General features: G+C 46.4%; 19 protein-coding genes. 16 read left to right on the top strand and 3 right to left on the bottom strand.

Features of this window, described 5'->3' with window-relative positions; genetic code table 11:
• Positions 1-116 precede the first annotated feature (116 nt).
• The 8 genes from ACZ45G_RS25800 to ACZ45G_RS25765 all read left to right on the top strand — a co-directional run bounded on the left by ACZ45G_RS25800 (position 117) and on the right by ACZ45G_RS25765 (position 8,563).
• Positions 117-1,835 carry an HDOD domain-containing protein gene (locus ACZ45G_RS25800; protein WP_464173453.1) on the top strand — a complete coding sequence of 573 codons (1,719 nt, stop codon included), beginning with the start codon at positions 117-119 and terminating at the stop codon, positions 1,833-1,835.
• Between the two features lie 154 nt (positions 1,836-1,989).
• Complete coding sequence (locus ACZ45G_RS25795; protein WP_464173452.1) at positions 1,990-2,958, top strand: TAXI family TRAP transporter solute-binding subunit; 969 nt, start codon at positions 1,990-1,992, stop codon at positions 2,956-2,958.
• A 133-nt stretch (positions 2,959-3,091) separates the two neighbouring features.
• On the top strand, positions 3,092-3,556 hold the full coding sequence (locus tag ACZ45G_RS25790) for a GNAT family N-acetyltransferase (RefSeq protein ID WP_464173451.1): 465 nt from the start codon (positions 3,092-3,094) through the stop codon (positions 3,554-3,556).
• Between the two features lie 22 nt (positions 3,557-3,578).
• Positions 3,579-4,004: an alternative ribosome rescue aminoacyl-tRNA hydrolase ArfB gene (gene arfB / locus ACZ45G_RS25785; RefSeq protein ID WP_464173450.1), complete on the top strand. Its 426-nt coding sequence runs from the start codon at positions 3,579-3,581 to the stop codon at positions 4,002-4,004.
• Positions 4,005-4,117: 113 nt separating this feature from the next.
• Positions 4,118-5,188, top strand: coding sequence for an oxidoreductase (locus tag ACZ45G_RS25780; RefSeq protein ID WP_464173449.1), 1,071 nt, complete (start codon positions 4,118-4,120; stop codon positions 5,186-5,188).
• A gap of 98 nt (positions 5,189-5,286) precedes the next feature.
• On the top strand, positions 5,287-6,195 hold the full coding sequence (locus tag ACZ45G_RS25775; protein ID WP_464173448.1) for a DUF4338 domain-containing protein: 909 nt from the start codon (positions 5,287-5,289) through the stop codon (positions 6,193-6,195).
• Between the two features lie 78 nt (positions 6,196-6,273).
• A complete protein-coding gene (locus ACZ45G_RS25770) occupies positions 6,274-6,900 on the top strand; it encodes a DUF3786 domain-containing protein (RefSeq protein WP_464173447.1) in 627 nt (208 codons plus the stop codon).
• Between the two features lie 100 nt (positions 6,901-7,000).
• A complete protein-coding gene (locus ACZ45G_RS25765) occupies positions 7,001-8,563 on the top strand; it encodes a long-chain-fatty-acid--CoA ligase (RefSeq protein WP_464173446.1) in 1,563 nt (520 codons plus the stop codon).
• Positions 8,564-8,693: 130 nt separating this feature from the next.
• Here ACZ45G_RS25765 and tesB read toward each other — a convergent pair whose 3' ends face one another.
• A complete protein-coding gene (tesB, locus tag ACZ45G_RS25760; RefSeq protein WP_464173445.1) occupies positions 8,694-9,575 on the bottom strand; it encodes an acyl-CoA thioesterase II in 882 nt (293 codons plus the stop codon).
• Positions 9,576-9,808: 233 nt separating this feature from the next.
• Between tesB and ACZ45G_RS25755 the strand changes: the two genes are divergently transcribed.
• From ACZ45G_RS25755 to ACZ45G_RS25725, 7 genes are all read left to right on the top strand, one after another.
• The gene (locus tag ACZ45G_RS25755; protein ID WP_464173444.1) at positions 9,809-10,462 is read left to right on the top strand and encodes a GntR family transcriptional regulator; all 654 of its coding nucleotides are present in this window, start codon (positions 9,809-9,811) and stop codon (positions 10,460-10,462) included.
• A gap of 89 nt (positions 10,463-10,551) precedes the next feature.
• On the top strand, positions 10,552-11,721 hold the full coding sequence (locus ACZ45G_RS25750; protein WP_464173443.1) for a saccharopine dehydrogenase family protein: 1,170 nt from the start codon (positions 10,552-10,554) through the stop codon (positions 11,719-11,721).
• Positions 11,722-11,799: 78 nt separating this feature from the next.
• Complete coding sequence (locus tag ACZ45G_RS25745) at positions 11,800-12,603, top strand: ABC transporter substrate-binding protein (RefSeq protein ID WP_464173442.1); 804 nt, start codon at positions 11,800-11,802, stop codon at positions 12,601-12,603.
• 101 nt (positions 12,604-12,704) lie between these two features.
• Positions 12,705-13,373, top strand: a complete 669-nt coding sequence (locus ACZ45G_RS25740) for an amino acid ABC transporter permease (protein WP_464173441.1) — start codon at positions 12,705-12,707, stop codon at positions 13,371-13,373.
• A gap of 2 nt (positions 13,374-13,375) precedes the next feature.
• The gene (locus tag ACZ45G_RS25735) at positions 13,376-14,032 is read left to right on the top strand and encodes an amino acid ABC transporter permease (RefSeq protein WP_464173440.1); all 657 of its coding nucleotides are present in this window, start codon (positions 13,376-13,378) and stop codon (positions 14,030-14,032) included.
• A gap of 72 nt (positions 14,033-14,104) precedes the next feature.
• Positions 14,105-14,833, top strand: a complete 729-nt coding sequence (locus tag ACZ45G_RS25730) for an amino acid ABC transporter ATP-binding protein (RefSeq protein ID WP_464173439.1) — start codon at positions 14,105-14,107, stop codon at positions 14,831-14,833.
• A gap of 87 nt (positions 14,834-14,920) precedes the next feature.
• Positions 14,921-15,904, top strand: a complete 984-nt coding sequence (locus tag ACZ45G_RS25725; RefSeq protein ID WP_464173438.1) for a D-cysteine desulfhydrase family protein — start codon at positions 14,921-14,923, stop codon at positions 15,902-15,904.
• An 18-nt stretch (positions 15,905-15,922) separates the two neighbouring features.
• Here the strand turns inward: ACZ45G_RS25725 and ACZ45G_RS25720 are convergent, their stop codons facing one another.
• Together ACZ45G_RS25720 and ACZ45G_RS25715 are read right to left on the bottom strand one after the other, a co-directional pair.
• A complete protein-coding gene (locus tag ACZ45G_RS25720; protein WP_464173437.1) occupies positions 15,923-16,417 on the bottom strand; it encodes a universal stress protein in 495 nt (164 codons plus the stop codon).
• 237 nt (positions 16,418-16,654) lie between these two features.
• Complete coding sequence (locus ACZ45G_RS25715) at positions 16,655-18,247, bottom strand: N-acyl-D-amino-acid deacylase family protein (RefSeq protein ID WP_464173436.1); 1,593 nt, start codon at positions 18,245-18,247, stop codon at positions 16,655-16,657.
• Positions 18,248-18,392: 145 nt separating this feature from the next.
• Between ACZ45G_RS25715 and ACZ45G_RS25710 the strand changes: the two genes are divergently transcribed.
• A complete protein-coding gene (locus ACZ45G_RS25710; RefSeq protein WP_464173435.1) occupies positions 18,393-19,043 on the top strand; it encodes a GntR family transcriptional regulator in 651 nt (216 codons plus the stop codon).
• The last annotated feature ends 26 nt before the right edge of the window (positions 19,044-19,069 follow it).

Genomic DNA, 19,069 nt, shown 5'->3' with positions numbered 1-19,069 from the left:
CTTGTGAGTTCCCCACGGTTTGTGGTAAAAAAATGTCATATTGAAAATTCAACTTCCAGGGAAATCGTGAAGAATCTTATTTTTGTTAATCATCAAATTTGTTTACGGGTTTGTTAATGACCGGCATTTTTTATCGGGATTTTAAACCTGAAAATTTGCCGGTCCCAGATGGGCAGGTCATGCAATTGATTCAGTATACCCTGCGCGATGATGCCAAAATAGACAAGCTGACCCAATTGATATCTTTGAACCCCGCCTTAACAGCCCAGCTGCTGAGTCTGGTCAATTCTCCGTTTTTTGGATTTCGAGAACAAATTAAAACCATTTCCGATGCTGTGACCGCCATGGGGTTGGATAGCCTTCGAAATCTGATACTCTGTTTTGCGGTGAAAGAAACGCTTTCAAAGAATGATATCCCCGGGTTTGAAATTGATTTATTCTGGGAAGACTCCATACGAAGGGGGGTTGCGGCCCGGCAGTTTGGATACCTGGTAAATGGACCGGTGGAACAGGCCTTTACGGCTGGAATGCTCCAGGATATCGGTTTGCTGATCTTGTTTTCCATGGAACCTTCAAAAGCGGATCGGTGGCCTTTGTTAAGATCCAATCTTCCGGGAAAACGCCATGAAATGGAAGAGAAATTGTTTGGTACCGCCCATGATCGTGTCGGGGCTTTGGTCTTTAAAAAATGGAACCTGCCCAAATCCTATACCCAGGCAATCGGGAACCACCATTCTTTTTTTCATCGACGAGATTCCAAAAAGTTTGGACAACAGGAAAAACAGTCGGTTTTGGCGGGAATGCTGCATTTGGCGGATTTATGCAATGCCATTTACACCTGCCATGAAAAAGCGACGGCCCTGGCAGACTTAAAACAAAAATCAAAAGCACTTTTCGGATTAGCAGACGATAAAGTGGAATCTTTATTGTCCCTGTTACCTGGCCAGGTTGAAGAAACCTCCAGGGCATTGAATCTTGTCGTCGGGTCACAGATTGATTTTGAAATGGTGATGGAACAGGCCAATAGAAAACTGATAGAAGATAATATAAGCTATCAGGAACTGACCTGGAAATTGCAGACTTCCTTAAAACAGCGGGATGAATATGCCGGTAAGCTGGCGGCTGAGTTTGATATTGCAAGGGAGATTCAAGAACACCTTCAACCTGATATTGAGAAAATTTGTGGGGTGGCGGCCATTAATATGCCGGCCTTTCATCTGTCCGGGGATTTTTACGATTATTTTATAAGAAAAGACAACACCATTTGTTTTTGTATCGGGGATGTTTCCGGCAAAGGAACCTCTGCAGCATTGCTCATGGCCAAGGCCATTTCTCTTTTTCGGTGTTTGTGCAAGGTGATGACCGATATCAGTGAAGTGGTTCATCTCATGAACGATGAACTTTGTGAAACAGCTGTCAGGGGTATGTTTGTTACCTTTGTCGGCGGGTGCTTGAACCCTGAATCCCATGAACTTCGTCTTATTAACCTGGGTCATTTGCCCCCGTTCATTGTCAGTGAAAAGAAAATTGTAAAATTAGAAGCCCAGGGCCCGCCTTTGGGGGTGCTGTCGGGGATATTGTATCCGGCAAATAAATTTACCCTGAAAAACAGCCGGTTGTTCCTGTATACAGACGGTTTTACAGAGGGCAGACTAAAAATTGGAAGCCCAAAAGAGCTTGGCAAAGAGTTGGGGATAAAAGGATTCCTGGGGTGGTTGCTCTTGTCAAAAAAATTACCCCTTGACGAGCAGATAGCCTTTATCAAAGAACGATGCAAAACCCAATTGGCTCCCCAGTCCGATGACCAGACATTAATGATCCTCTCCGGGAAGTGAGATGAAGACTTATTGCGAATAAAACCAGGCTGTTTTTTTAATCATTCCTTGACTTTAACCAGTCTTTTTTTTAACAATTAAGCTGTAGATATGTCAAAAAAAGTAAATATCGTAAAATTCATAAACATACTTTTTTGTATCCGGGAGAACGATTATGAAAAATTACAACACCATAACCCCCATTTGGTTACCCCTGGTAGTTTTCTTAATCCTGTTTTTTTATGCTGCTCCTGCCCCTGGGTTTGACATTCTTTTGGGCACAGCCAGGCCAGGCACTTTTTCCAATTTTTCAGGCCGCGTGCTTGAGAGGATAATCAACAAACAAATTAAAGGTGTTAACTGCAAGGCAGTATCTGGTTCCGGTGATATCCATAACCTTACAAATCTTCAGCAGGGTTCCCTGGACATAGCATTGATTGATTCACGCATGCTGTATGATGCCGTTAACAAAATTGGAAACTTTCAGTTCCTTGATATCAACTACAAAAGCGTAAGGGTTCTTCTTCCCCTTTATGATGTGCCGATCACCCTTATCGTTGGTCATAATACCGGTATCAAGCAGCTGGAGGATCTCAAGGGAAAACGGATAAATGCAGGTAGCCCCCTTTCCCCTCAAAGCCATTTGTTTGAGATGATTTTAACCGCAAAGGGCTGGTCAAGAAAAGAGTTTCTGTTGGTGACTGAAATTTCAGATTCCCAGTCACAGGATACCATGGCCTTTTGTCACGGCAGCATAGATGCAATGATTTATCTGGGAATACATCCCGCCACCCCGTTGCAACAACTATTTGGTCTTTGTAACGCCGACATGGCCGATATGAATGACAGTGATATTGATCAATTGGTTTCCCGCCACCCCGCCTTTTTAAACGTCACCATCCCGTCGGGCACTTACCCTGAGCAGACAACAGATATAAACACATTGGGAACCCAAACCCTTCTGGTGGCATCCCAGGATCTTGATCAAGAAACCGTCTACGAGGTCCTTGATGCCATATTCAGCAATCAGAAAAGACTTTTTCATGCGCATCCTGCACTTTCTTTGCAAAAACCGGATACTAAAATAAACCGGTTGGGCATACCCCTGCATGCAGGTGCTGTCAACTATTTTTCCAGGCATTGAGGTCGTAAACATTTCAATACCTTGTTTTCCGCAGTTTCATGCATAGCCATTTTATGTTAATATTGTTTTTACTATTGGATATAGGACTATTGTTTTGTGTGTGAGCTTTGTGTTGCGTGGGGGGGGGGATGGTATGGTGCCAATCCAGTGGGAAATTAAAAAATTTAGCGAATTGACGGCGTCAGAACTCTATGAGCTGCTCCGGCTGAGGGTGGATGTGTTTGTGGTGGAGCAGGCCTGCCCTTATCCTGAGCTGGATGGGAAGGATCTTAATTTAGAAACCCTTCATGTGGCAATCCGCCTGGCAGATGGGAATCTGGCCGCCTATCTCAGGATTCTGGCCCCCGGCGTCAGTTATCCCGGGGTCAGTATCGGGAGGGTTGTGACCGCCAAAACTTTTCGGGGCAGGGGCTTAAGCCACGACTTGATTGAAAAGGCCATGGAATTGGCCCGGGATAACTGGCCGGGTATTCCCATTCAGATTGGTGCCCAGGAATATTTGAAACGTTTTTATCAGTCCCATGGATTTGAAACCATATCCAAAATATATATAGAAGACGGTATTCCCCACATTGACATGGTCCGAAAACAGGGTTAATCTGTAACCCAAGGACAAAAAAATGGAAGAGACCCTGTTAAAAATTTCAAATATGGTGAGCATTTCTGAGCGAGACATTGAGTTCCAGGCCATTCGGGCCCAGGGACCGGGGGGCCAGAATGTCAACAAAGTGTCGTCTGCAATTCACCTGCGCTTTGATATCCCGGCATCGGATTTGCCCGGGGTTTATAAAGAAAAGCTTCTGGCCTTAAAGGACAGCCGGATTACCAAGGACGGGGTGGTGGTGATCAAGGCCCAAACCTTTCGAAGCCAGGAAAAAAACAGGGAAGACGGGCTGAAGCGGCTGGTTGCCTTGATACGGGGGGCGGTCAAGGAACAGCGGAAAAGAAGGCCCAGTAAACCTTCCCGTTCATCAAAACAAAAGCGCATGGATTCAAAGACCCGGCATGGAAACTTAAAAACCCTGAGAAAAAAAATCACCCATTAGATCCAAATTTCAACAACCACTGGATAAGAAATAGCGATAATCTGTGTAATTGTGCGGTTTTGGCAGTGCCCTGAGGTGTTCTTTTAACCTAAACAATATAATTAAGGAGAAAAATGATGACAACCTCCCTTTTTTCACCCATGACCATAAACAATATCACCTTTAAAAATCGAATCGGTGTGGCTCCCATGACCCGGATGTCCGCAGGGGACAACAGCATTCCCAGACAAGATGTATTGGATTTTCTGGTGACCCGGGCCAAAAATAATGCAGGGCTTGTTTACAATGAGGCCATTGTTACGGACTATGCGAGCGCCCAGGGGTATCCGGGCCAGGCAAGATTGTTGAACCAGGATCAGGTGGCTGCATGGAAACAGGTGACCGATAAGATCCGTGAATACGGGGCTGTTTCCATTTGTCAGGCATTTCACTGCGGCCGAATGGCCTATGAAGGGATTAACCCAGCCAACCGGGTTTTGGGTCCCAGCCCCATTGCTCCCAAACAGGACAATCCCATGACCGGCGCTCCCTATCCCGTGCCCGAGGTGATGAACCAGTCCGACATGGATGAGGTGATCTCAGGGTTTGTTGAAACTGCCAAGGGTGCCATGGCAGCAGGGTTTGACGGGTTTGAAATCCATTGTGCCCATGGGTATCTGCTCAACCAGTTTTTGTCTGCCTATTCCAACCTGAGAACAGATGATTACGGTGGATCCATGGAAAATCGCTACCGGTTTGTTCATGAGGTGATCGCAGCAGTTCGATTGGTAATTCCCCGTGATCGTCTTCTTTTTGTACGGGTTTCCAACTGGGGCATTGCCGACATGGATGTTTCTTTGTTTGAGAGCAAGGCTGAGTGGCAGGAGATGATTGGGCTTTTTTCCAGGGAATCCTTAGATGCCATTTCCCTGTCCACCTATGATTATAGTGCAAAGGCCTTTGGTACAGATCAAAACATGACACAGATTACCCGGGAGGCAACAAAACTGCCCATATTGATCTGCGGAAAGATCCATGACCGGAAAACAGCGGATGAGGCCCTGCAGGATGCCGATATGGTTCTTTCCGGTAAATCCATGCTTTTGAATCCGAACTGGGTGTCCGAGGTGGAAGCGGCAAAAAAATTGAAATTGTACGGATCTGATGAAGCAGGCATCGCCTATACAAAAACGCCTTTGCCCTAGATACTTTTTTATGTCGCAAAAAAACGGTAGCCGATTATTTTTGATTTTGGTAATGTATCGTTGTTTTAATACCCAAACCAAAGAAAAAGGTTGCCGCTATGCTTCAGAAAAATGATCCTGCCATGGTGTGCTGCGGTCGTCCAGTGACCCATCAAGAAATACAAGAGGTGCAGGAAACTGTCCGTTTGTTTTCAAATTTAAGCCTCCACGAATTAACGGAAACAATCTGTGAACATCTTAATTGGCGGAGGGCATCAGGCAATAACAAATTTGATGCCTGCCTGAAAATGTTGGAGAAATTAGAAGCGAAAGGTTTATTACGACTTCCTGAAAAGAAGATTCAGGTCAAATCGAAAAAAACAAAAATAGTATTAACGTCCAGAACAGAACCTGAGCCCATTATAAAAAATATAGTAGGTGATTTTGGTGATATTAATTTGGAGATTGTAAGAGATAAGAAGGACATCGAACTTTGGAATGAATATATGTCTCGCTATCATTATCTTGGTTATAGTAAACCCTTCGGTTATGTCATGCGGTATTTCATTAAGAATGATCACAACATTCTTGGATGCTTATTATTTTCAGGTGCTGCAAAATCGATGAGGGTAAGAGATGAATGGATCGGGTGGACAAAAGATCAGCGACTGCGAAATTTGGCATGGGTTATTAACAACACTCGTTTTTTGATCTTTCCATGGGTAAACATCAAGAATTTGGCCAGTCATTCACTAGGGAAGGTGAGTCGAAGGTTGAGAGATGACTGGCAGGGAAAATGGGGTTTTCAGCCGGTTTTATTGGAGACCTTTGTTGATCCTCAACTTTATCAGGGGACATGCTATCAAGCTTCGAACTGGGAATATCTTGGTATGACGACGGGGCAAGGACTTGTCCGTGAAGGCAAGATTTATAAAACAAGCCCCAAAAAAATTTATATAAAGCCTTTGGTTAAAAATTTTCAAACAATTTTGTGCTCTGATCATTTGACGGGGAAAGGGACCCCCTAATTAATAGATATGGGTTGATTTAACGAAGCCATGTCTATATCTTAATCCCCATTGATATTAAAAAGGAGATGACCTGGCATGGAACCTAAATCCCTGGTGTTTGAAAAACATTATAATGAGTATCTTCAACAATTGTCCTCCCTTGATTTTGAGGCCATTGCCCTGAAACTGGGTGGGCAGATAAATAAAAATCCTAGGGGAAAGTCCATCATATTGCCACTTTTGGGCAAACCCTATGAAATTTCTTCCCGGGGAATTCGGGATTCTTCAGGGAAAAAACCCATGTACGATATCTGCATTATTCTGTGTCGTCATTTGCTCATGTGTCCTGATATATTGCCCCAGGACCGTCACTGGGTTGCCTTCAGAGACCTGAAGACGTCAGGGCCCTTGACCGTCTATTTTCGGGACAATGTGGAACAGGCCATTGCCACCGGGTTTACAGGGAAAATTGAGGAACTCAAACATGGCATGACCGCGTTGAAAGGGGTTGCACCCGATCTGGATGTCAGTTATGACCTGGCCATTCAGGTGGCGGGGCTGCCTAAAATTCTCATGGTGATGCTTTTCAATGACGCCGATGACACTTTTCCCCCGGCATGTTCTCTTCTTTTTGAGCGACAGGTGGAAACATACCTGGATGCAGAATGCATTGCCATGCTGGGTTACCGGCTGGCTGTTCAATTAAAACACCTCCGGAAATGATTCATTACAGGGTGAAAATCCCTTGACCAAATTCTGGGGATAAGATAGCGTTTATTTTTATTCCGGTCAGAACAACAACCATAATCTCAGGAGGAATTCAATGTTAAATCTGGTGAGTACTTTTGAACACAGCGCAAAAGAGTTTCCCGACAAAAAAGCCATTATTTTTCAGGACAAAAGTTTTAGTTTCTCCCAGGTGGCTGCCATGGTCAATATGGTGGCCAATTCTTTGAAAAAAATAGGGATTAAAAAGGGTGACAAGGTCGCCTTGAGCTGTTTGAACCTGCCCTATTTCCCCATGGTCTATTATGGAATTTTAAAAACAGGGGCAGTGGTTGTTCCGTTGAATGTTCTGCTGAAAGGGCGGGAAATCGCCTATCATCTTAAGGACAGTGAGGCCAAAGCCTATTTTTGTTTCCAGGGAACCCCCGAGCTTCCCATGGCCCAGGAGGGCTTTGCAGGCTTTAACCAGACAGATACCTGTGAACAATTTTTTGTCATTACGGCAGACCCTGCTGCTGCCTCCCCCATTGAAGGCACCAAGACCCTGGGACAGCTCATTGCCGGGGCGTCTCCTGTGTGTGATACCGAAATGACCAGTCCTGAAGATACTGCTGTCATTCTCTACACCTCGGGTACCACCGGTTTCCCCAAGGGGGCAGAGCTTTCCCATTCCAACATGACCATGAATGCCATCGGCACCCGTCATCTTCTCCAGCAAACGGCTGATGATGTTCATTGCGTCGTGCTGCCGTTGTTCCATTCCTTTGGCCAGACCTGCCAGATGAATGGCGGATTTTTGTCGGGCAACACCCTGGTCCTGATTCCCAAGTTTACCCCGGAAGCGGTGCTGTCCGCCATACAAGATGAGGGTGCAAGCGTCTTCGCAGGGGTCCCCACCATGTACTGGGCATTGCTGAGTTATCAAGACAAAGAGGGCCAGTTTGATATTGAAAAAATAGCTAAAAATCTTCGCATCGGTATCTCCGGTGCCTCTTCTTTGCCCCTTGAGATTATTAAGGGCATTGAGGAAAAATATAAGATTCCGATCCTGGAGGGGTATGGATTGTCTGAGACCTGTCCGGTGGCCACCTTCAGCCATCCGACCAAGGAACGAAAACCCGGGTCCATCGGCACCCCCATCTGGGGGATAGAGGTGGATCTTTTTGATGAGAACCACGCACCTGTGGCAGTGGGGGAAGTCGGAGAACTGGTCATCCGGGGCCATAATGTGATGAAAGGGTATTACAATAAACCAGAGGCTACGGCGGAAGCATTTGCCGGAACCTCCTGGTTCCATACCGGAGATCTCGGGAAAAAGGACGAAGATGGATATTTTTATATTGTGGACCGGGTCAAGGACATGATTATCCGGGGGGGGTACAATGTTTACCCCCGGGAAATAGAAGAGGTGCTGCTGACCCATCCTGCTGTTTCCCTGGTCTCTGTTCTGGGGGTTCCCCATGACCGACATGGAGAGGAGATTGCTGCCTATGTTGTCCTCAACGAGGGGGCTTCCATCACCGAACAAGAGATCATTGAGTGGTCCAAAGAGCAGATGGCGGCCTATAAATATCCGCGAATTGTCAATTTTCGTGAGGGTTTGCCCATGACGGCCACCGGGAAAATTTTGAAAAAAGACCTCCGGGCGGAAAACAACTAGGGCTGATCCGTTTTTTTGATCAGAATTCGATAGGAAAACGGTAGGAACCTTTGTGTATACAATGAAAGGGGAGCTCCCAAGGGGACCTCCCCTTTTATTGTGTGCCGGTTGTTTTATGTCGGAGGGCGGGTTATTTTTTTAGAGGTCGCAACAACCCTTCCTGGGCAACGCTGGCCACAAGCGCCCCCTCCCGGGTATAGACGGATCCGATGTTCAGTCCCCTTCCATTGCAGGCTATCGGGCTTTTCATTACATAGAGCAGCCAGTCATCCATTGCAAATTCCCGATGGAACCAGATGGAATGATCCAGGCTGGCCACCTGCATATCCTGGGACCAAAAGGTTTTGCCGTGGGGATACAAGGAGGTGGATACCAGGTGAAAATCCGAAGCATAGGCCAGGATATATCGGTGGGCTGCGGTATCTTCAGCCGGTATCTTGCCAATGGCCCTGAACCAGACATATTTTTCCGGGGGCATGGGCTTGGGGGCGAAGGGGTTGACCGGGTTGACCACCCGGATTTCAATGGGTTTTTTGCAGAGCAGCTTTTCGAGAATACCAGGCGGAATCTTATCTGCAAGGCGTTTGGCCATTTCAACTTCCGATTCGATGCCTTCCGGTCCTTTGATGTCCGGCATGGTATCCTGGTGGGAATATCCTTGTTCTTTTCTGTGAAAAGATGCAGCCATGGAGAAAATGGCCTGCCCTTTTTGAACCGCGACCACCCGGCGGGTTACAAAACTTTTTCCGTCACGAATGCAGTCCACGGTATACACAATGGGCTGTGTGGCGTCCCCGGCCCGCATGAAATATCCATGGAGGCTGTGGGCATGAAATCCTGTCGCCAGGGTTCTTGATGCGGCAGACAGGGACTGGCCGATGACCTGGCCGCCAAAGACATTCCCATACCCTAAGTCCTGGCTCTGGCCCCTGAAAATATTTTTTTCTATCTTTTCCAGTTTTAACAGCCAAAGCAATTCTTCCAACACATTTCCCTCATAGCAGACATTCATGCTTAAATTCCTTTTATTATCGTATGGCCATCCGACTCCTAACCACCTGGAAGTTGATCCTTTTAGCCCAGGGGCCAGGATACCATATCATTCCTGTGGGGGCAATTGAATCGGTTTCTCAATGAAAGGATTGTCGGGGAAATTATGTGTAAAAAAAAGAAACTCAAAAAAAACTTGACAAAAATGTCAGTACATTCCTAATGTATACATCATAATTCCAAGGAGCAGTGGCGATGGCGAAAAATAATTTGGAAGAATTCGCATATAAATCGATTATCCGGTTGATTCTGGACAATCATTTTAAACCCGGGGATTCTTTGCTTGAAACCGAATTGTCTGATTCCTTGAGACTGAGCAGAACCCCTGTCAGACATGCTTTGGGACAGTTGGTCGCAGAAGGATTTCTGGATAAAAAAAAGAAAAAAGGGTGTTTTGTTCCTGCGGTAAGCCCGGCAGATGCCCGCCATGTTTTTTTTGCAAGGGAGAACATAGAGGGACTTGCCGCGGCCTCGGCTGCCCGGTACGTCGCCGATGAGGATCTGGTTTTTCTTTACGGGTTGATTGAAAAAGAAAGGGCATTGGTAGATACCCCTTCAAGATTGGGCTATATCCGTGTCAATGAGTCATTTCACCTGGGAATCGCAAGGATCAGCCAAAATAAATATTTGGAGCAATACTGTCGTAATGCCTTCTGGCGCTCCCATACTTATATTATATTTTTTGATAAATATTATACGGGAAAACTGGCTTCAGGAAACCAGGAAACAGGCCCCCAGCAGCATTTTCAGATTGTGAAGGCCATTGAAAACCGAAATGAGGAGAAAGCCTGCAACCTGATGAAACAGCATGTCCGGACCACATTTGAGCAGCTGTTTGTTAAATTGTAGTGTCCTAGGGGGTCACTTTAATGTGTACATTAATGGATGCCAAGGGGTGTCCAGAACCATATGAATGAAAACAAAAAAATGGGGCCTATATGAAAATTTTAGTTGTCGGTGGGGCGGGTATCCAGGGAAGAACCGCACTCCATGATCTGGCGTCTGATGATGAGGTGAAAGAGATTATCTGTGCAGACATTCAGTTTGATGGATTGTCCAAGATAGCCGGTTTCACCAACATGGAAAAGATAACCCAGGTGAAGGTGGATGCACAAAATAAGGCAGACCTGCTGGACCTTTATAAACGGGTGGACGTGGTCATTGACCTTCTGCCCAAGGAATTTAAAACCGTTGTATATGAAGCTGCCCTGGAAGCCCGGATGAATGTGGTCAACACCAATTATACCTATTCGCCTGAAGCCCTTGATAAAAGGGCCAAAGAGGCGGGGATCACCATCATGACCGAATGCGGGCTTGACCCGGGGATAGATCTTGTGATTTATGGGGATGCAAGGCAACGGTTTGATTCTCTGTCTGTTATCAATTCCTATTGCGGTGGATTTCCTGAACAAAAGGCCTGCACAAACCCGATGAAATATAAGGTTTCCTGGATCTGGCGGGGGGTATTGAGTTCCATCATGCGGGATGCCCGGATCATAAAAAATGGCAACATCATTGATATTCCCGGTAAAGATCAGCATGACCCCGCCCATGGTCATTCCATTGAATTCCCCGCATTGGGAACCCTTGAAGCTGTCCCCAACGGGGATGCCGTCTTTTTTACAGATCGCATGGGGATAACAAAAGATATTGTTCACACCGGTCGCTATTCCCTGCGCTGGCCCGGGTGGAGTGATTTTTGGCGCCCCCTCAAGGAATTGGGTTTTTTAAGTGAAGAACCGGTTCCGGGGTTGGCCGGCAATGTTTCTCCCATGGATTTTTTGGACAAGCACCTGGGCCCCAGGATGCAATATGAGCCGGATGAAAAGGATTTGGTTGCCATGATCAATATCTTTGAGGGAATGATAGACCATAAACCCATGCGGCTTACCAGCTCCATGCTCATTGAGCGGGACCTTGACACCGGGATTTCGGCCATGAGCAAAGGGGTGGGATATACCGCCTGTATTGTGGCAAAGATGATTGCAAGGGGCGAAATTACTCAACGAGGGGTGCTGTCTCCCATGACCCATATCCCCGTAAAGCCTTTCATGGAGCGTCTTAAAAAAAGAGGAATCATCATTCAGGAAACGCTGGAGGAGATATAAGAATAGCACATAGCTAATAGATAAAGGGACGTCACGGTGTAACCGTTTGTTTATAACGCAACAAAAAAGGAGAAGAACATGAGTCGAAAAAAATTGGTTTCAATTGTTTTGGCCTTTGCCATGTCTGTTTTTTTTACCGGGATCTGTTTTGCAGGAACCTTGAGCGAAATTGTCAAAAGGGGCGAGCTTCGGGTGGCAGTTCAGTCGGGTGCGCCTCCCTATGCCTTTATTGACAAAAACGGGGAACCGGCTGGATCCATGGTTGATTTCACCAAGGGAATGGCCGATGCCATGGGCGTTAAAATAAAAGTTCTTGATTTTGACTGGGACGGTTTGATCCCGGCTCTGCTTTCCGGTAAAGCCGATATCCTGGCTGCTGACATGACCCCCACCCTGAAACGGGCCCTTAAAATTTCCTTTACCGATCCCTGGATCGAAGTACAGCCCTGTGTTTTCACCACCACGGGTGCCAGCTTTAAAACCCTTGCAGATGTGAATAAATCAGACGTTACCGTCGGAGTTCTCCTGGGTTCCACCGGTGAGACCATTGCCAAAAAATATCTGCCCAATGTCAAGATCAAGTCCTATAAAGGCGGCGGTCGGATGATTGTTCAGGCGCTGGTTGCAGGCCATGTGGATGCTGGTGTGAATGATGACCTTGCCGTGTTAACGGTTTTGCCGGACTTTCCGCCCAACTCGGTTCGCCTTCTGGACAAACGGTTGGGTCAGGGCAAAGATCCCTTGGCATTTGCTGTTCGCCAGGACTCTGACAACCTGAGGCAGTGGATTAACCTTTATTTTAAAACCGTCCGTTCCAATGGTGAATATGATGCCAACATCGCCTATTGGTTAGAAGGTATCGAATGGAAAAAAGATCATTAGATTCTGTCTAAAAAATATTTGATCTTTGTGTTGGTAAATTTCAGTAAATGGTGTGCGCCGGTTTTTGCGGCGCACATCCCCTAACCCAAACGGACAACACCATGCTGACAGATTTTAATTTTAGAATTATAATGGAGTATCTGCCCCTTTTTCTGGGGGGCCTTAAAGCCACATTTTTCATATCCATTGTCTCCATCCTGCTGGCATTGGCCACGGGAATCATCGCCTGTTCCGCAAGGATATCCAGTATCAAAGCCCTAAAATACCCGGCCATTGCCTATATTGAGATCATCCGGTCCACCCCTTTACTGGTGCAGATATATTTTCTTTATTTCGGGCTGCCCACCCTGGGGTTGAGAATTCCCGAGCTCCAGACGGGGATTTTGGCCCTGACACTTAATTCCGGGGCCTATATTGCAGAGATCATCCGGGCCGGGATCAATGCGGTGGAGCCTGGCCAGCTTGAGGCCGGGGTCGCTTCGGGTTTAAGCTATCTCCAGCGGATGCGCTTTATTATCCTGCCCCAGGCCCTGGGGGTCACGGTACCGCCCCTGTTGGGCCAGGCCATTGTCCTGGTAAAGGACTCGGCCCTGCTTTCCCTGATTTCTGTGGCGGAATTGACCCGAGCGGGCCAGACCATGACATCGGAACGATTCATGCCCTCGGAAGCCTTTTTTACGGTGGCTTTCTTTTACATGTGCATCTATTTTGTCCTTAAAGCCCTGGCAGACTGGTCCCAGAAACGATTGATTTTCAGGGAGGCATACTGATTATGATGTCTTTTTATTTTAGCCGGCTTGTGGAAATTTATCCCTTTTTCTTCACGGGGCTGTGGATGACCTGCAAGATCGCCTTTATCAGTCTTTTAACCTGCACCATCATCGGGTTTGTCCTGGGCATTTTTCGGGCCGGAGACAATAAGATTCTCAAATTTATCATCGGGATTTATGTTGCCTTTGTCAGGGGCACCCCCTTTGTGGTCCAGATTTTTATTATTTTTTTTATTCTGCCTGAGTGGGGAATCCAGCTGGAAGCATTCCCTGCCGCATTGGTGGCCATGGCCATCATGGGATCGGCCTTTATTTGCGAGATTGTGGCCGGTGGTATCAACGCTGTCCCAAAAGGCCAATGGGAGGCAGCTGTTTCTTCCGGCTTAAGTTTTGTCCAGCAGCTGCGCCTGGTGATTGTTCCCCAGTCCATGCGGGTGATTCTGCCCCCCCTGGTGGGCCAATATGTGCTGTTGATAAAAGACACCTCCGTGGTATCGGTCATCGGTGTCATGGAACTCACCCGGGTGGGGTGGGTGACCGTGGTCAGAATCCCCGAGGGGCTCATGGTCTTTTCATTGGTCGGAATCCTTTATTTTTCGATTTCATACCCCCTGATCCTGTTGTCCAATTATCTGGAGCAAAGAATGGCGGTTAAATAAGCCGTTTGCACCAAAGGCATCGGGAGATACAGGGCAAATCAGGGATATAAACTTAAAAATTTGGGAAAAATTATGATCGAATTTAAAAATGTAAACAAATGGTATGGCAAGCTTCATGTGTTAAACGATATCAATTTAAAAATAGAAAAGGGGGAGGTGCTGGTCATCTGTGGCCCCAGCGGTTCCGGAAAATCTACATTGATCCGGTGTATCAACCGGCTTGAAAAGATTCAGAAGGGGAAAATTACGGTCAATGAGACCGCTGTTCACACGAGGACAATTAACCTGACAAAACTGAGGGCCCAGGTGGGGTTTGTCTTCCAGCAATTCCATTTGTACCCCCATATGACAGTGCTGCAAAACATCATGCTGGCACCGGTCAATGTCAAACATATCACCAAAAGCCGTGCGGAAGAAATTGCCAGGGAAAAATTGGCACAGGTGGGGATGCCGGAAAAATCAGGTGCCTATCCGGCCCAGCTTTCCGGCGGACAACAGCAGCGGGTGGCCATTGCAAGGGGGCTTGCCATGTCGCCTGAAATCATGCTCTTTGATGAGCCAACGTCTGCCTTGGATCCGGAAATGATCGGCGAGGTTCTGGATGTCATGGTTAATCTGGCATCCGAGGGCATGACCATGTGTGTGGTCACCCATGAAATGGGGTTTGCCAAGAAGGTGGCAGACCGGGTGCTGTTCATGGATGAGGGGAAAATCATTGAAACCGGTACACCGGTCCAGTTTTTTGACAATCCCCAAACCGAGCGGGCAGCGGATTTTATCAGTAAGATTTTGACCCATTAATCCTTGCCAACAGATGGCAGCAAACACTATTTACCAATTGTACAAAATTTATCAATCTAACCCAATTGACCAGAAGAGGGGGGCGTTATGAAACTTGCAAAATTGCCACGATTTAATCTGGCTGAATTCCCAACACCCATTCATTTCCTTGAAAGACTGACCAAATCTTGCCAGGGTCCTGACATCTATATGAAGCGCGATGACCTCACCTCTCTTGGGATGGGGGGCAATAAAACCCGAAAACTGGAATTTTTGGTGGGTCAGGCCCTATCCCAGGGGGCCGACACTCTGGTCACGGCAGGCGGGATTCAATCCAACCATTGCCGCCTCACGGCCGCTGCCGCCTGCAAGGTGGGGCTTGATTGTGAACTGGTGTTAAACGGCACAAAACCAGGCATTCCCAACGGGAATTTGCTGCTGGACACCATTTTTAAGGCCAGGGTTCATTATTGCCAAAGAGAGAACCGGGATGAAACGCTTGTCCAGGTGGCCCAAGATCTTGCTGCCAGCGGGAAAAAGCCTTTTGTGATCCCCATCGGGGGCTCCAACGGCATCGGATCCGTGGGCTATGTGAATGCCATGGTTGAACTTAAGGCCCAGCTTTCCGCCATGGCCCTCAAACCCGTCGCCATTGTCGTTGCCAGCAGTTCCGGCGGCACCCAGGCAGGGCTTGCCCTGGGGGCGAAACTTATGGGGTTTACCGGTGAGATCCTTGGTATCAGCATTGATCAGACCAAAATTGGGGAGGATTCTTTTTTGCCGGTTCTGGCAGAAATTGCCAAAGAAACCGCCACAAGAATCGGTAGTGACATGATGCTCAAAGAGACAGACTTTTCACTCAATTGTGACTACCTGGGGGCAGGGTATGCAAAACCCGGAGACCTGGAGTTCAATGCAATTGAACGTCTGGCCCAAACCGAAGGGATTCTTCTGGGTCCTGTGTACACGGCCCGGGCCATGGGCGGATTGTTGGATTTGGTCCAAAAAAAGGTCTACACCAAAGGGCAGTCCATTTTGTTCTGGCACACCGGCGGCACCCCTGAATTGTTTGCCTGGGCAGACAGGTTTTAAAAATACCCACCCGGACCTCTATTTTTTTTTGGGCAGGCGGATGACCATGACAGGAACTTCAGAGTTTCTGACAACTTTCCGGGCAGTGCCGCCAATTAAGGCATCCTTGAGTATGTTGTATCCATGGGTTCCCATGACAATGAGGTCTGCCCCTATTTTCTGGGATGTTTCCAGGATAACTTCCTGGGGATTCCCCCGTTCAATTAGGATATTTTGACCCAAAAGTTGGTAGGAATCATGGCGGGTTGCCATTTCTGTGCAAAAAGTTTCCACCCGGTCCTGAATTTTCTGGACCAGGTATTCCTGTTTTTGTCGTTTGAGTTCTTCCCATGTTTTGCGTCCCACCATTTCACCGACCTGCACTTCCGAAGTGTAATTCAGATTTTCCATTACATAGAGGATGGTAAGTGTGGCCTTGTATTTGGCGGCCAGGTCCGCGGCATATCCAAAGGCATGCCGGGCACTTTCAGACAGGTCTGTTGCATAGAGTATTTTATTGATGTCAGGGGTCATGATTTTTCTCCTTCTTTTATATTTTAATAAGAATGCATCTTATATGCCGCTGGAGAATAGTTTTTTGCTTTTATTGTAGGGGGGGGGATGGGCCCTTTCAGGCAGGAACGATTGTAAACAAAACAATCTGGAAAAACACGGCTATCTTTATTTTATCGGGGCGGTCTGGGTATAAAAATGATTTATTTTACAGGTAGTAAAGGTTTTTGACATTTATTCGATTTTGTCCCCAGGTCGTCAGTTGCGAAAATCAAATTTGCCTGGTTTTTCCCCTGTGTGGACACCCTTGTTTATCACAACCTTGCCATTGACAATAACCCTATTTATTCCTGAAGGGGATTGGCATGGATCATGGTAGGTGGCTTGGTCACAAATGGTATCAGGATCAAACAGCACGGCATCTGCCTGGAACCCTGTTTTAATGAGGCCTGCATTTTTGAGTTTAAGACGAAGGGCAGGCAGTCCGGTCATTTTATGGATGGCTTCCTCAAGGGTTAGAATTTTTAATTCCCGGACAAAACGGCGGATTACCCTGGGAAAGGTTCCATAAAGCCTGGGATGTGGTTTGCCTTTGGAAAAGTGGCTGTCCGAACCGACCATGGCAAAGGGAAGTTTAAGAAAGGCGGCCACATTTTTTTCATTCATGGTCTCGGAGATGATTTTAACCCCTTCACCTTCTTGTTCTATGAGGTCCAGGATAAGTTCAAAGGGATCGGCATTTTTCTGGCTTGCTATCTGTGCAACGGTTCTTCCTTCAATCTCATTTTTTCCCGCAGAATCGAACTGGGAAATAGTGATTTTTTCCCACCCGGCATTGTGGTACATGTCTTCCCAGCCGGGAATTCCGTATTTGATGTCATGGATTATTTTTTTCCTTTGCACGGCATCATGCATCCGGGGGATCAGATTTGCCACCCCACCTTCAATGGCCCAGGGGGGGATCAATGCCGTTAATGAGGTTGCAGAGGAGAAATAGGGGTATACGTCACAGGTCAGGTCCATACCGTTTTTCCTGGCATTGAGCAATTTTTCAATGACCTGGTCCACAAGATCCCAGTTCCGGTTACCGGTTATTTTGAGATGAGAAATCTGAATGGGAATTTTGGCCTGTTCTCCAATGAAAATAGTTTCATCAATGGCTGCAAGGACTTCTTCTGCCTCATTGCGCATATGGGAAGCATAAAATCCGCCTTTTTGGGCAACCACACGGGAAAGGGCAACAATTTCATGGGTTTTGGCAAATATACCCGGTGCATAAATGAGCCCTGTGGACATACCCAGGGCACCCTGGTCCATGGCCTCATCCATTATGGCTTTCATTTTGTCCATCTGATCGAGATTCGGAATTGCATCTGAAAAACCCATGACGGCTATGCGAAGGTTCCCATGGCCTATGAGCCCCATTAGATTATTGGAGAGCCCTTTTTTCTCAAGCAATGTTCTGTAATCTTTGAATGAAAACCCATCCAGGGGGTTTTTATGTTTTTCAAGACCGACCAGGGCGTCCTTAAAATCAATATGCCGAGATTCTGGGTCCATGGGCGTAAGAGAAATACCACAGTTTCCGATGACTTCTCGGGTTACCCCCTGTTGCAGTTTGATCTCACAAAGAGAATCCTCCACCCAGCAATCATCTGAATGGGTGTGAATATCAATGAATCCGGGCGTTAACACCATACCTTTTCCTTCAATTACAACCCTTGCCGTTGCAGTCGCAAGGGAAGATTCAATTGCAGAAAATTTGTCATTTTTTATGCCCACATCTCCGATCCATCCGGGTTTTCCTGTTCCGTCAATGATCTTTGCCTGTTTGATTATCAGATCATACATTTTGCATTCACCTTAATATATTTAAGCGCCAAGCCTTTTTATCCAAACATAGAATAATAATTTTTTCTTGACCGATATTAATGCGCTTGTTAATGTGCGCATTAATAAATGGCGTAACATATGGCGAATGAAAGGGCAAGAGCATATGAAAAAAGAAAACCTTGAAGAATTTGCTTATAATGCCATCATGGAATTAGTCCTGGACAATCATTTTCAACCAGGCGAATTTTTGCTGGAAACTGAAATAACGGATCTTTTAGGCCTTAAAAGCAGAACACCAATACACCATGCCCTGGGCCAACTTGTGGCAAAAGGATTTCTTGACCGTAAAAATAAAAAAGGGTGTTTCATTCCTTTCCCCACACCTGAGGATGCAGAACATGTTTTTTTCGTGCGGGAAAATATTGAGTCCCAGTCTGCAAAATCTGCAGCCATCCATGCATCGGATGAAGATATTAACGAACTTGAACTGATTATTGAAAAAGAGGCAACTATCAGGAAATCCCAGGATATTGTTGCCTATTCCGCAATTAATGAAAATTTTCATGGGTGTGTGGCAAAAATATCTAAAAACCGATACCTGCAGCAATTCAGCCAATATATTTTCTGGCGATCCAATATCTATGTTTTTTTTTATCACTATAAGTTCAAACTTAAACACAAAGGGGAAGAGCTGAAAAATTCGCCCTTGCAGCACATGAAAATTTTAGAAGCAATTAAAAACAGAAAACCAGAAGAAGCCGGAGAACTGATGTTAGAGCACGTTCGCTGTACTTACAATAGTATTTGGTCCTAGGCTTTAAGTATTAATCCACAAAAGAG

The organism is Desulfoconvexum algidum, assembly GCF_055382125.1.
The sequence above is the reverse complement of the archived record's forward strand: the minus strand, read 5'-3'. Positions and strand labels throughout refer to the sequence as shown.

Bases quoted from the DNA above. Each gene is read 5' to 3' on its own strand.
- ACZ45G_RS25800 (WP_464173453.1), top strand. From the start codon at position 117: ATGACCGGCATTTTTTATCGGGATTTTAAACCTGAAAATTTGCCGGTC.
- ACZ45G_RS25795 (WP_464173452.1), top strand. From the start codon at position 1,990: ATGAAAAATTACAACACCATAACCCCCATTTGGTTACCCCTGGTAGTT.
- ACZ45G_RS25790 (WP_464173451.1), top strand. From the start codon at position 3,092: ATGGTGCCAATCCAGTGGGAAATTAAAAAATTTAGCGAATTGACGGCG.
- arfB (WP_464173450.1), top strand. From the start codon at position 3,579: ATGGAAGAGACCCTGTTAAAAATTTCAAATATGGTGAGCATTTCTGAG.
- ACZ45G_RS25780 (WP_464173449.1), top strand. From the start codon at position 4,118: ATGATGACAACCTCCCTTTTTTCACCCATGACCATAAACAATATCACC.
- ACZ45G_RS25775 (WP_464173448.1), top strand. From the start codon at position 5,287: ATGCTTCAGAAAAATGATCCTGCCATGGTGTGCTGCGGTCGTCCAGTG.
- ACZ45G_RS25770 (WP_464173447.1), top strand. From the start codon at position 6,274: ATGGAACCTAAATCCCTGGTGTTTGAAAAACATTATAATGAGTATCTT.
- ACZ45G_RS25765 (WP_464173446.1), top strand. From the start codon at position 7,001: ATGTTAAATCTGGTGAGTACTTTTGAACACAGCGCAAAAGAGTTTCCC.
- tesB (WP_464173445.1), bottom strand. From the start codon at position 9,575: ATGAATGTCTGCTATGAGGGAAATGTGTTGGAAGAATTGCTTTGGCTG.
- ACZ45G_RS25755 (WP_464173444.1), top strand. From the start codon at position 9,809: ATGGCGAAAAATAATTTGGAAGAATTCGCATATAAATCGATTATCCGG.
- ACZ45G_RS25750 (WP_464173443.1), top strand. From the start codon at position 10,552: ATGAAAATTTTAGTTGTCGGTGGGGCGGGTATCCAGGGAAGAACCGCA.
- ACZ45G_RS25745 (WP_464173442.1), top strand. From the start codon at position 11,800: ATGAGTCGAAAAAAATTGGTTTCAATTGTTTTGGCCTTTGCCATGTCT.
- ACZ45G_RS25740 (WP_464173441.1), top strand. From the start codon at position 12,705: ATGCTGACAGATTTTAATTTTAGAATTATAATGGAGTATCTGCCCCTT.
- ACZ45G_RS25735 (WP_464173440.1), top strand. From the start codon at position 13,376: ATGATGTCTTTTTATTTTAGCCGGCTTGTGGAAATTTATCCCTTTTTC.
- ACZ45G_RS25730 (WP_464173439.1), top strand. From the start codon at position 14,105: ATGATCGAATTTAAAAATGTAAACAAATGGTATGGCAAGCTTCATGTG.
- ACZ45G_RS25725 (WP_464173438.1), top strand. From the start codon at position 14,921: ATGAAACTTGCAAAATTGCCACGATTTAATCTGGCTGAATTCCCAACA.
- ACZ45G_RS25720 (WP_464173437.1), bottom strand. From the start codon at position 16,417: ATGACCCCTGACATCAATAAAATACTCTATGCAACAGACCTGTCTGAA.
- ACZ45G_RS25715 (WP_464173436.1), bottom strand. From the start codon at position 18,247: ATGTATGATCTGATAATCAAACAGGCAAAGATCATTGACGGAACAGGA.
- ACZ45G_RS25710 (WP_464173435.1), top strand. From the start codon at position 18,393: ATGAAAAAAGAAAACCTTGAAGAATTTGCTTATAATGCCATCATGGAA.